Genomic DNA, 12,474 nt, shown 5'->3' on the forward strand with positions numbered 1-12,474 from the left:
GACACGTGCACCGGGGCGGGGTCCTACTCCGCCCCGGTGGCGTGTGTGCCGGGGAAGCCCGGCGGGGCAAGGGATCCGGACTTTCCCCCCGGTCCGCCCGCGCGCTTCCCTACCACCGCAGTAGACTTTGGACCGGCCGTCACACCCGATCAGGGCAGGGCCAGCCGCCTGCGCGATCGGGTCGCACCACCCGAAAAGGAACCGTTGTGCCCAAACCCGCCGTACTCGTAGCGGAAAAGCTCTCGCCCGCCGGAATCGCGCTCTTGGAGGAGGACTTCGAGGTGCGCCATGTGGACGGCGCAGACCGGTCCCAGCTCCTGCCGGCCCTGGCGGACGTCGACGCGCTCATCGTGCGCAGCGCCACCATGGTCGACGCCGAGGCGATCGCCGCCGCGGGCCGCCTCCAGGTCGTCGCACGCGCGGGCGTCGGCCTCGACAACGTCGACGTGGACGCGGCCACCAAGGCGGGCGTCCTGGTCGTCAACGCCCCCACCTCCAACATCATCAGCGCCGCCGAGCAGGCCATCAACCTGCTCCTGGCCAGCGCCCGCAACACCGCCCCCGCGCACAACGCCCTCATCAACGGTGAGTGGAAGCGGTCCAAGTACACCGGCGTGGAGCTGTACGAGAAGGTCGTCGGCGTGGTCGGGCTCGGCCGCATCGGCGCCCTGGTCGCCCAGCGCCTGTCGGCGTTCGGCACCCACGTCATCGCCTACGACCCCTTCGTGCAGCCCGCCCGAGCCGCGCAGATCGGCGTCGAGATGGTGTCCCTGGACGAACTGCTGGAGCGCAGCGACTTCATCACCATCCACCTGCCCAAGAACAAGGACACCCTGGGCCTGATCGGTGACGAGGCGCTGGGCAAGGTCAAGCCGAACGTGCGGATCATCAACGCCGCGCGCGGCGGGATCCTGGACGAGGACGCGCTCTACCGCGCGCTCAAGGACGGCCGGGTGGCGGGCGCGGGCATCGACGTGTTCACCAAGGAGCCCACCACCGAGAGCCCGCTCTTCGAGTTCGAGAACGTGGTCGTGGCCCCGCACCTGGGCGCCAGCACCACCGAGGCGCAGGAGAAGGCGGGCACGCAGGTCGCCCGCTCGGTGAAGCTGGCCCTGTCGGGCGAGTTCGTGCCGGACGCGGTGAACGTGCAGGGCACCGGCGTGGCCGAGGAGATCAAGCCGGGCCTGCCGCTGACGGAGAAGCTGGGCCGCGTGTTCACGTCCCTGGCGGGTGTCGTGGCCAGCCGGATCGACGTCGAGGTCCGCGGCGAGATCGCCGCCCACGACGTCAAGGTCCTGGAGCTGGCCGCGCTCAAGGGCGTGTTCAGCGACGTGGTCGAGGACACCGTGACCTTCGTGAACGCCCCGCTGCTGGCCAAGGAGCGCGGCGTCGAGGTCAACCTCGTCACCAGCGACGACCACAGCGACTGGCGCAACCTCATCTCGGTGCGCGGTGTGCTCGCCGACGGCCAGCGGGTGTCGGTCTCCGGCACGCTGACCGGGCCCCGCCAGATCGAGAAGCTGGTCGAGATCAACAACTACTCGATGGAGATCGGCCTCAGCGAGCACATGGTGTTCCTCTCCTACGAGGACCGCCCCGGCATCGTCGGCAAGGTCGGTGCGCTGCTGGGCGACGCCGACGTCAACATCGCGGGCATGCAGGTCATCCGGGACAAGGAGGGTGGCAAGGCGCTGATCGCGCTCACCGTTGACTCCGCGGTGCCCGACGAGATCCTGGCGTCGATCTCCGCCGAGATCGACGCCGACATCTCGCGGCAGGTCGACCTGGAGGACTAGGAGCCGAGCGGGTCCGATACGGGGCCGCGTTCCACGGCGCCACGGCGCCGGGGAACGCGGCCTTTCGCATACGCGCACGGTCATGGGCGGCCATTCCGGTCGCGAATTCGCATAACGGGGCCATGTGGCGCTGCTCGCCGACGAATGCACACCTCATGGCGTGTCATCAAATCGTGATCCGGATGTCGCGTGGAACATGGGGCTCGTCAGGGCGATGCTCCGGGCGGCGCGGACCGGCCGCCGATCCTCCACCTCGCGTCTGGCCGAGTGGGGGCGGAAGCGCAAGTGCTCCCGCCCTGGCCGGAACCGGAAGGTGTATGCGGTGCGACTTCGAAATCGGCGTTTCCTGCTGTTCTCGTCCACGGCGGTGTCAGGGGCGGGCGCGTGTGCGGCTCTGGTCGCTCTCGGCGTGCTCGACCCGTGGACCGCCGCACAGGCCCTTCTCCTGGCGGCGGTCTGCGGATCCGTCGCTTTCCTGGCGCTCCTGGTGCGGCGCAACAGCGTCCAGGTGCGGCTGCTCCGGCGGAGCCTGGACCGCCACCTGCGGGAGGTCGCCGAGATCGCGGGCGAGAACCGGGCCGAGCTCTTCGGCCGGGCCGACGAGCTGACCGACCGGCTCGACGCCGTCGCCGAGTCGGTGGCCGGACTGCGCGCGGACCTGGCGGAGCGGGACTCCGAAGTCGAGATGGTCGGCGGCTCCGCGGTCCACGCGCGGGCGGCCTCATGACGGACGACGACATAGCGCACGCCCTGCGGTACCGCGGACCGGGACGCCTGCTGGTCTGCCACATCGGCCCGCACGCGGCGGCGGCCCTGCGGGGGGCCGGGCTCGGCCCGGACACCGAGGTGATCGACCTGGGCGGGCCCGCGACGCACGCCGTCGAGGAGGCCGTGGGCCACGTCGCCCTCGTGGCCGACTCCACGGCCGATCTGCGCGCGGCCGCGGCCCTGGTCGGGGACCTCCCGTCGGCGGCCGACGTCACGGTCGTCGTCAGGGCCGCGGCGCCGCACTTCGGACCGCCGTGTCCGGTGCCGCCGGGTCTGGGGCGGTGGGTGGGCGTGATCGATGCCCGCGTACGCCGCCTGCCGGGCGGGGGGTGGTCGTGCGCGCTCTCGTTCACCGACCCGATGGAGGTGTCGGAGGTGGTGGCGGCGGTGGCCCGGGGGATGCTGGGCGGCCGGCGCGGCGCGGCCGTGCGCCCGGCGGAGAGCGGCGCCGACACCGGGACCGGAGTCCGTACCCGCTCCGGTACCGGGGCCACCGGGCCCTCCTGGGCGAGCCTGGGGCGCCCGGGCGCGCTGACCGGCGGGGAAGTACCGCCCCGGCTGTCGGTGGAGGACGTGCCGGCGGTGGATGAGCGGGTGGTGAATCCGGTCGGGTTCACGCGGGTGTCGAAGTCCAGGGTGGGTCGGTTGGTTTCGCGGGGCGGCCGGTGGGTGGTGGAGGTGGGCCGGTCGGTGCGGTGGCGTGTGCCGGAGGACGGTGCGGTGACCGATGTGGCGGTGGCGCGGTTGCGGGACCTGCGGTGCGTGGAGGTGGAGTGGGGGCGCCACAGCGGTCCGCTGGCCGCCGTGCGGGCGGTCGCCGGACTCGCGGCGGCGGGAATCCCCCTGGTGAGCGGATCCGTGCCCCGGTGGGCGGACTGCCTCGGCCCGGAGCTGACGCGGATCATCACCTCCGTCGACGGTGCCACGCTGGCCGACGCGCAACTGCGCGAGGAGCACAGTATCCGGTTGCGGCGTGCCGCTCTGCGGTCGCACGGGTCGTATGCGCGGTGGCGCCGGTCGGTGTCGGGGGTGTTGGCGGAGCCGGTGGTGTCGGTGGTGCTGTGTACGCGGCGGCCGGAGATGGTCGCTTTCGCGTTGCGGCAGGTGGCGCGGCAGCGGGGGGTCGAGGTGGAGGTCGTGCTGGCGCTGCACGGGTTCGGGCCGGACGCGCCGGGTGTGCGCGCGGCCCTGGCGGCCTTCCGCGCGACCGGGCGGGACCTGGTGGTGTGGGAATGCGACCCCGCGACGGTGTTCGGCTCGGTGCTCAACGGCGCGATCGCGCGGGCGAGTGGTCCGCTGGTCGCCAAGATGGACGACGACGACTGGTACGGGCCCGACCACCTGGCCGATCTGGTGCTGGCCCGCCGCTACTCCGGAGCCGACCTCGTCGGGTCCCTCGCCTCGTTCGTCTACCTCGAAGCCCTCGACCTCACCGTGCGCCTGCCCGGCCCCACGGAGTGCGCGTTCCGGCGGGTCGCCGGCGGAACCCTGCTCACGGACCGCCGGGCGCTGGAGGAGGTGGGCGGTTTCCGGGCGGTGCCCACGTCCGAGGACTCCCGGCTCCTGGCCGACCTGCGGCGACTGGGCGCCCACGTCCACCGCGGCCACGGCTGCAACTACGTGCTCCGGCGCAAGGCGGCCGGACACACCTGGGGTGTCGGCTCGGGCTACTTCCTCCACCACGGAAGCGGGGGGCGGCTGCCCGGGTGGCGGCCCAGCGCACTGTTGGAGCCCGCTCCCTCGGACGTCCCCGAGACCCGCTCCGCGCAGCCCTGGAGCGTGCCGGGCGCCCCCGGCCTGGATCGGCCGGAGTCCGCTGCGCGGCCGCTCACGGCTGGAGCGGCCCCGTGATCCGCGCGGTGCTGGACACGGCGCTGCGGTCCCACGCGGCCGGAACCGCCCTGGTCGCCCATAGCGGACCGGGCACGGCCGAGGTGGCCGCGCGTGCGGCGGAGGGCTCGGCGGGCCGGGTCCTGGACCTGGACGCGAACGGGTGGGGCACGGGGGAGCAGGCGGCGCGCGAGGTCGGTCTGGTGGTGCTCGTCGCCGCCACCCCGGTGGACCTGCGGCGGGTCGTGCCCGAAGCCGAGGGGCTGAGAGCGGCCGAGGTCCTGGTCGCGGTCCTCGCCGCCGCACCTCAGGCGGGGCGGTCCCTGCCGTCGCCGCCCGGAGCGGCACGGTGGACCGACCTCATCGACCTGCACGTGCGCCGGTCACCGGACGGGGGGTGCTCGCACGCGTTCTCCTTCACCGACCCGGTGGAGGTGTCGGAGGTCGTGGGAGCGGTCGCGCGGGGGCTGGTGGGCGGTCGGCGGGACGCGTCGGCGCTGTCGGCCGGCGCCCACGACCGGACGGTGGCGGACGCGTCCTGGCGTCACCTCGGCACACCGGGAGCGGCGGTGCGCGCCACCGCGTTCGCCCGGCTGTCGGTGGAGGACGTGCCGGCGGTGGATGAGCGGGTGGTGAATCCGGTCGGGTTCACGCGGGTGTCGAAGTCCAGGGTGGGTCGGTTGGTTTCGCGGGGCGGCCGGTGGGTGGTGGAGGTGGGCCGGTCGGTGCGGTGGCGTGTGCCGGAGGACGGTGCGGTGACCGATGTGGCGGTGGCGCGGTTGCGGGACCTGCGGTGCGTGGAGGTGGAGTGGGGGCGCCACAGCGGTCCGCTGGCCGCCGTGCGGGCGGTCGCCGGACTCGCGGCGGCGGGAGTCCCGCTCATCGGCGGCACCGCGCCGCGCTGGGCGGACTGCCTCGGCGATGAACTGCACGCCCTGCTCCGGTCCGTGCGCCATGCCGACCTGGGGGACGAGCTGGCACGGGAGGAGCACAGTATCCGGTTGCGGCGTGCCGCTCTGCGGTCGCACGGGTCGTATGCGCGGTGGCGCCGGTCGGTGTCGGGGGTGTTGGCGGAGCCGGTGGTGTCGGTGGTGCTGTGTACGCGGCGGCCGGAGATGGTCGCTTTCGCGTTGCGGCAGGTGGCGCGGCAGCGGGGGGTCGAGGTGGAGGTCGTGCTGGCGCTGCACGGGTTCGGGCCGGACGCGCCGGGGGTGCGCGCGGCCCTGGCGGCCTTCCGCCGGTCGGGACACGCGGCGGTGGTGCTCGAGGCCGAACCGGACGCGGTGTTCGGCTCGGTGCTCAACGGTGCGATCGCGCGGGCGAGTGGTCCGCTGGTCGCCAAGATGGACGACGACGACTGGTACGGGCCCGACCACCTGGCCGATCTGGTGCTGGCCCGCCGCTACTCCGGAGCCGACCTCGTCGGCTGCGCGACGGAGTTCCACCACCTGCAGGGGCCGGACCTCACCGTGCGGCGCCTGGTCCCCTCGGAGCGGTTCGCCCCCCACGTGACCGGAGCCGCGCTGTTGACCGACCGCGCGGTCCTGGAGGAGGTCGGCGGGGTCCGGTCCCGGCGGTCCGGAATCGACGCGGGGCTCCTCGGCGACGTGGCACGCGTCGGCGGGTCCATCTACCGCACACACGGTCTGGGCTGCGTCATCCGCCGTCGGACGCAGGGACACACCTGGCACGAACCCGCGGGCTACTTCCTGAAGGACCCCCAGCGCCACTGGCCCGGGTGGCGCCCCAGCGCCCTGATGGAACCCGAACCCGGGGACGCTCCGGGCGGGTACGGCACCACGACGACACAGAGGAGCGACCGATGACGCTGGTCCAGAACGATCCTCGTGAGACGCGGACACGGGTGGAGCCGTCGCCCCGCCCGTTCATCCGGCGCAACGACCACTCGGTGTTGGAGCCGCCGCCGTTGGGCGAGTGGGATCCGGTGCTGAGCGTCAGCGTCGTCATCCCGGCCTACGGCGGGCAGGAGAAGTTGGATCTGACGCTGGCGTCGCTGGCGGCGCAGAGCTATCCGGCGGGGTTGATGGAAGTCGTGGTCGTCGACGACGGCAGCGAGCCGCCGCTGGTCCTGCCGCCGATCCGCCCCGAGCACACGCGGATCGTGCCGAGCCTGCCCGGCGGCTGGGCCCGGGGACACGCCGTGAACTCCGGGGCGGCCGCCGCGGCCGCCGACGTGCTGCTCTTCCTGGACGCCGACATGATCGCCTTCCGCGAGCACGTCGAGGCACAGCTGCGCTGGCACCACCTCGCCGACTACCTCGCCGTCACCGGTCACCTGCGCTGCGTCGACGACCGGCCCGGCGCGCTCGCCCCGGGCGAGGTGCTCGACGCCGTGCGGCGCGGGCAGCCGGAGGACCTGGTCGAGGGACCGGGCGACGAGCTGGCGTGGCTGCGCCGGGTCTACGACCGCACCGCAGGCCTGAGCACCGCGGGCCCGGGTGCGTTCCGGTACTTCATCGGTGCCACGGGCTCGGTGCGGCGTGCGTTCTTCGAAGAGGCCGGAGGGGCGGACTCCGAGCTGATCCTGGGCGAGGACACCCACCTCGGGTACCGGTTCGCCCAGCACGGCGCCGTGTTCGTCCCGGAACCGCGGGCCGGCAGCTGGCACCTGGGCCGCCCCCAGATGGAGCACCGCAAGGAGGACGGCGCGCGGTACCGGTACCCCCTGGTCGGCAACCGCCTCCCGCTCATCGGCCAGGACATCCGGCGCACCGGCCGCCAGTGGCAGGTGCCCAGAGTGGACGCGGTGGTCGACACCGTCGACAGCGGGTTCGACGAGGTGGCGGAGACGGTGGACGCGCTGCTGGCCGGCGACACGGACGACATCCGGATCCACCTGGTCGGCGCGTGGGCGCGGGTCACACCGGGTCGACACGCGGTCCTCGACGATCCGGACCTGGACGTGCGGCTCCTGCACGAGCACTACCGGTGCGAGCCGCGGGTGGAGTTCGTCCGGGCCGACCCCGGACCCGACCCCGACGTCCCCTTCCGGCTGCTGCTCCGTCCCGGGCAGCCGCTGGCACGGCACGCCGTGCGGCGGATGATCGAGCGGGCCGACACCGCGCGCGCGGGGCTGCTGCGGGCGACGGCGCCCGGCGACGACCTGGGCGGACCCCGGCTGGAGCGGACCGGCGCCTTCGCCCGCGCACGGCGCCTGGGGGCGGGGGACGACGAGCTCGACGCCGTGGTGGACGAGCTGTTCGGCGTGCACTGGATCGACGGCGAGAGCCTGCTGTTCACACCGGGGTGCCCGGCGGGCGAGCCGCCGGACGACTGGGACGACCGCCTGGCGGCGGCGCGGGCCGGGGCCGAGGCGCACAAGGCGCGCGCGAATCGGCTCAAACGCCGGTTCCGCTGGTTGACCGGGAGCCGCGGCGGTCGGCTCCTGTGCCGGATCATCGGGTGAGGGGCGAGGGTCAGCGTATGGCGATCAGGGACGGATCCGTCCGGGGCCGAGGGGCCTCGGACGAGGAGACGGACACGGGCGGCGGCGCGCGCCCGTTGATACGGCGCAACGACTACTCGGTGTTGGAGCCGCCGCCGTTGGGCGAGTGGGATCCGGTGCTGGGCGTCAGCGTGGTCATCCCGGCCTACGGCGGGCAGGAGAAGTTGGATCTGACGCTGGCGTCGCTGGCGGCGCAGAGCTATCCGGCGGGGTTGACGGAGGTCGTGGTCGTCGACGACGGCAGCGAGCCGCCGCTGGTCCTGCCGCCGATCCGCCCCGAGCACACCCGTCTGCTCGTGGCCTCCGCGCGCGGTTGGGGCCCGGGGCACGCGGTACGGGAGGGGGTGGCCGCTTCGGAGGCCCCCGTCGTGCTGCGGCTGGACGCGGACATGGTCGTCGGCCGAGAGCACGTCGAGGCGCAGATGCGCTGGCACCACCTCGCCGACTACCTCGCCGTCATGGGCGGGTTCTCGGCCACGGACGTGCCGGCCGCGACGCTGGACCCCGGGGTGGTGCGTGAGCGGGTGGGCCGCGGTGAGGCCGCGGACCTCCTGGGTGAGGGGGAGGCCGCCCTGGGGTGGATCACCGACCTGCTGGAGGCCACCGACGGGCTGCGCTCGGCCGGGCATCGCGCGTGGGAGGTGTTCACCGGAGCCACGGCCTCCCTGCGGCGCGACCTGTTCGAGGCGGCGGCGGGCACGGCCCCGGACCCGGTCATGGGGGAGGACAGCGTCCTCGGGTACCGGCTGGCCCAACGCGGGGCGGTGTTCGTTCCGGAGCACGCGGCCGGCGGTTGGCACCTGGGGACCCCGACGACCGAGCGGCGCGGTGCCGAGGCGGCCCGGTTCGCCAGGCCGTTCACGGAGAACCGGGTGCCCCGGAAGTACACCCGGCGCAGGGCGCCCGGGCGGACCTGGGAGGTGCCCTTCACCGACGTGGTGGTCGACACGACCGGGCGCCGCTTCGGCGACGTGGCCGAGACGGTGGACGGGCTGCTGTCCGGTGACACGGCCGACATCCGGATCCGGCTGGTGGGCGAGTGGTCGCTGGTGACGCCGGGCCGGCACGCCGTCCTGGACGATCCCGCGGCGGACGTACGGCTGGTCCACGAGTGCTACCGGTGCGAGCCGCGGGTGGAGTTCGTCCAGGCCGCCCCCGACGCGGATCCCGACGTGCCCTTCCGGCTGCTCGTGTCACCGGGGGTCCGGCCGCGGCCGGGAGCTGTGCGCGCTCTGACCGGTGCGGCCGAGCGGGAGGGCGCGGGCCTGGTCCGGGTGCGCGGGGCGCACGCCCACCGGCCGGAGGCGCTGCGCCTGGAGCGCACCGCGGCCTTCGCCCGCGCCCGCCACCTGGGCGCCGACGCGGTGGAGCGCGACGCCGTCGTGGCCGCCGTGTGGGGCGTGCACGTGATGGACCGCGGCGAGGTGCTGCGCGAGAGCGGTGTCGGCGGGGCGGGACCTCCCGCGGACTGGGAGAAGCAGCTGAGCGACGCGGAGGCGAAGCGGGACCGGTGGCGGGCGGAGTCCGACCGGTGGGAACGCCGGATCCGCGCCCTGACGCGGGGGCGCCTCGCCCGTCTGCTGCTCGGCCGCCGCGCGGGCTGAGGACCACGGGGCCGAGGCGTGGTCGGCGCGGCGGATCAGGCCCGCGCGCCTCGGCCCTCTGACCTGTCATGACACGACCGGATCCCACATGGTGAGATTTCCTGGTCAAGTAGTTGGACATCCGATATTCTGTCGTCCTAGGAGTCAGTGGCACCGGCTCCACCGCCTGGTGCCGCCGTCCTCGCCGCCGCCCGCCCCAACCGGGCCCGCGTCGGCGCCTCCGGCGGTCCACCGCGCCGGGACGATCCGCTCCTTCTCCTGTGGCCACCGAGGTCCACGCGGCCGGCGCGCCGCCCGGTATCACCGGGCCCCGCGGTCTGGCCACTCGCCCGCACCGAGTTCCCGCGGCCGTTCCACACGCGCCGCCGGTCACGTACCGCATCCGGAGGATCACATGTACGACATGGTCGAGTACCCGTCCACGCCCGACTCCGAGGACGAGGTCCACCGCGCCCTGCAGGGGGCACTGGACCGCAGGGACAACGGCGGTCCCGGGGGCCGCTAGTCTTGTCTCATCCAGTGTTCATTCTGATCTCATCATGTGAGAACCCTCTGGTGGGGTCACGTCCGAGTTAGAGGCAGACCGTATGGCAGCGCGCACCGTGAAACTGGCCGTCATCCCCGGCGACGGGATCGGCCCCGAGGTGGTCGCCGAGGGCCTCAAGGTGCTGGAGGCCGCGGGGGCCCAGCACGACCTGGCCTTCAAGACCACCGAGTACGAGCTGGGCGCCAAGCTCTGGCACCGTACCGGTGAGACGCTGCCCGACTCGGTCGAGTCCGAACTGGCCGAGCACGAGGCGATCTTCCTGGGCGCCGTCGGTGACCCCAGTGTCCCCAGCGGCGTCCTGGAGCGCGGCCTGCTGCTGCGTCTGCGCTTCGACTTCGACCACTACGTCAACCTGCGCCCGGTCCGGCTCTTCCCCGGTGTGGAGAGCCCCCTGGCGGGCGTCGGCGCCGACGACATCGACATGCTCGTCGTGCGCGAGGGCACCGAGGGCCCCTACGCGGGCGCGGGCGGCGTACTGCGCAAGGGCACCCCCCACGAGGTCGCCACCCAGGACAGCGTCAACACCCGCTTCGGCGTCGAGCGTGTGGTCCGCTTCGCCTTCGCCAAGGCCGCGGCCCGTCCCCGCCGCAAGCTCACCCTGGTCCACAAGGACAACGTCCTGACCTTCGCCGGTGAGCTCTGGCAGCGAGTGGTCAAGGAGGTCGGCGCGGAGTACCCCGAGGTCTCGGTCGACTACTGCCACGTCGACGCCGCGTCGATGTTCTTCGTCAACCAGCCCGGCCGCTTCGACGTGGTCGTCACCGACAACCTCTTCGGCGACATCATCACCGACATCGGCGCCGCCATCGCCGGCGGCATCGGCCTGGCCGCCAGCGGCAACATCAACCCCGACGGCACCTTCCCCAGCATGTTCGAGCCGGTGCACGGCTCCGCGCCCGACATCGCGGGCCAGGGCAAGGCCGACCCCACCGCCACCGTGCTCTCGGCCGCCACCATGCTGGAGCACCTGGGCGCCGTCGAGGCCGCCCGCAAGATCGAGAACGCGGTCGCCGCGGATCTCAAGACCCGCGGTGACGCGGTCCGCTCCACCTCGCGGATCGGCGACGACCTGGCCGCGCGAGTAGCCGAGCAGGGCTGACACACACCGTCGGCCCTGCCTGTCCTCGAGGGCGCGGCCGACGGCCATCCGAGCAGACGACGCCGACGGGCGCGCCCGGGACACTCCCCGAGCGCGCCCGTCGGCGTCGTGCCGCGTCCGCCCGCCCCAGCCCTGGCACCGGGTGCGCTCTTTACGTCAGACTAGATCCCAGGTCGGCGGCGCAGCCGGCCTGATGCACCCGAGAGGACCACCGACGACATGAACAACAACACCACCACGAGCGGGTTGACGTTCGACATTCAGCTCTCCGACCAGCGGAAGACCCCGCAGGAACGAGACGCGCTGCTGGTGAATCCGGGGTTCGGCCAGGTGTTCACCGACCACATGGTGAGCATTCGCTACACCGAGGGCAAGGGTTGGCACGACGCCAAGCTGGAGCCGTACGGCGCCCTCAGCCTGGACCCGGCCACGGCCGCACTGCACTACGCGCAGTCGATCTTCGAGGGCCTCAAGGCCTACCGCCACCCGGACGGGACGCTGGCGTCCTTCCGCCCCGAGTCCAACGCGGCCCGCTTCAACCGGAGCGCCGCCCGGATGGCGATGCCGGAACTTCCCGAGGACCTGTTCCTGAAGTCCATCGAGCTGCTGCTGGAGCACGACGGCGACTGGGTCCCCAGCAAGGAGGACTTCAGCCTGTACCTGCGGCCCTTCATGTTCGCCACCGACGTCGGCCTGGGCGTCAACAACCCGTCCCGCAGCTACCTCTACCTTCTCTTCGCCTCGCCGGTGGGGTCCTACTTCTCGGGCGGCATCAGGCCGGTGACGGTGTGGCTGTCCAAGGACTACACGCGCGCCGCCCCGGGCGGCACGGGCGCGGCCAAGTTCGCGGGCAACTACGCGGCGAGCTTCCTCGCCCAGGCCCAGGCCGTCGAGCAGGGCTGTGACCAGGTGGTCTGGCTCGACGCACGAGAGCACCGCATGGTCGAGGAGATGGGCGGCATGAACCTGTGGTTCGTGTTCGGCTCCGGCGACAACGCCCGGCTGCGCACGCCCCCGCTCACCGGGACGCTCCTGCCGGGCATCACCCGGGAGTCGCTGCTGACCCTGGCCCCCGACCTCGGCATCCCGGCGGAGGAGAAGCCGATCTCCATCGAGGAGTGGCGCGAGGCCGCGGAGTCGGGTGAGCTCACCGAGGTGTTCGCCTGTGGCACGGCCGCGGTGATCACGCCGGTCGGCCACGTCAAGAGCGACGACGGCGAGTTCAGCGTCGGCGACGGGAACCCGGGTCCGGTCACCATGCGTCTGCGCGAGGAGCTGGTGGGCATCCAGACCGGCCGGCGCAACGACAAGCACGGCTGGATCACCCGCTTCTAGGGTGCGTCCGGTGGGGCCGTCCGGGCTTC

The 12,474-nt window shown here is 73.4% G+C and carries 8 protein-coding genes; all 8 read left to right on the forward strand.

The window, feature by feature from the left end; genetic code table 11:
* Positions 1-206 precede the first annotated feature (206 nt).
* The 8 genes from serA to M1P99_RS16800 all read left to right on the forward strand — a co-directional run bounded on the left by serA (position 207) and on the right by M1P99_RS16800 (position 12,445).
* Entirely contained in the window at positions 207-1,796 is a 1,590-nt protein-coding gene (gene serA, locus M1P99_RS16765) for a phosphoglycerate dehydrogenase (RefSeq protein ID WP_304453553.1), read from the forward strand.
* A gap of 322 nt (positions 1,797-2,118) precedes the next feature.
* Positions 2,119-2,523 (forward strand): hypothetical protein, encoded by a 405-nt coding sequence (locus M1P99_RS16770; RefSeq protein WP_304453554.1) that lies wholly within the window; start codon positions 2,119-2,121, stop codon positions 2,521-2,523.
* On the forward strand, positions 2,520-4,415 hold the full coding sequence (locus M1P99_RS16775) for a glycosyltransferase family 2 protein (protein ID WP_304453555.1): 1,896 nt from the start codon (positions 2,520-2,522) through the stop codon (positions 4,413-4,415). The genes M1P99_RS16770 and M1P99_RS16775 overlap by 4 nt, the downstream gene beginning before the upstream one ends.
* Entirely contained in the window at positions 4,412-6,220 is a 1,809-nt protein-coding gene (locus M1P99_RS16780) for a glycosyltransferase family A protein (RefSeq protein ID WP_304453556.1), read from the forward strand. Before M1P99_RS16775 ends, M1P99_RS16780 begins: the two co-directional genes overlap by 4 nt.
* Positions 6,217-7,821, forward strand: coding sequence for a glycosyltransferase family 2 protein (locus M1P99_RS16785; protein WP_304453557.1), 1,605 nt, complete (start codon positions 6,217-6,219; stop codon positions 7,819-7,821). The genes M1P99_RS16780 and M1P99_RS16785 overlap by 4 nt, the downstream gene beginning before the upstream one ends.
* A 17-nt stretch (positions 7,822-7,838) precedes the next feature.
* Complete coding sequence (locus tag M1P99_RS16790) at positions 7,839-9,464, forward strand: glycosyltransferase family 2 protein (protein ID WP_304453558.1); 1,626 nt, start codon at positions 7,839-7,841, stop codon at positions 9,462-9,464.
* A gap of 587 nt (positions 9,465-10,051) precedes the next feature.
* Positions 10,052-11,110: a 3-isopropylmalate dehydrogenase gene (locus tag M1P99_RS16795; protein WP_304453559.1), complete on the forward strand. Its 1,059-nt coding sequence runs from the start codon at positions 10,052-10,054 to the stop codon at positions 11,108-11,110.
* Between the two features lie 219 nt (positions 11,111-11,329).
* Positions 11,330-12,445 (forward strand): branched-chain amino acid aminotransferase, encoded by a 1,116-nt coding sequence (locus M1P99_RS16800; RefSeq protein WP_304453560.1) that lies wholly within the window; start codon positions 11,330-11,332, stop codon positions 12,443-12,445.
* The last annotated feature ends 29 nt before the right edge of the window (positions 12,446-12,474 follow it).

This window comes from Nocardiopsis sp. YSL2 (assembly GCF_030555055.1).
In the GTDB taxonomy this organism is placed as follows: Bacteria; Actinomycetota; Actinomycetes; order Streptosporangiales; family Streptosporangiaceae; genus Nocardiopsis.

What these genes read in the sequence shown, in the direction of transcription:
- M1P99_RS16775 (WP_304453555.1), top strand. Translation starts at nt 2,520, where the DNA reads ATGACGGACGACGACATAGCGCACGCCCTGCGGTACCGCGGACCGGGA.
- M1P99_RS16785 (WP_304453557.1), top strand. Translation starts at nt 6,217, where the DNA reads ATGACGCTGGTCCAGAACGATCCTCGTGAGACGCGGACACGGGTGGAG.
- M1P99_RS16790 (WP_304453558.1), top strand. Translation starts at nt 7,839, where the DNA reads ATGGCGATCAGGGACGGATCCGTCCGGGGCCGAGGGGCCTCGGACGAG.
- M1P99_RS16795 (WP_304453559.1), top strand. Translation starts at nt 10,052, where the DNA reads ATGGCAGCGCGCACCGTGAAACTGGCCGTCATCCCCGGCGACGGGATC.
- M1P99_RS16800 (WP_304453560.1), top strand. Translation starts at nt 11,330, where the DNA reads ATGAACAACAACACCACCACGAGCGGGTTGACGTTCGACATTCAGCTC.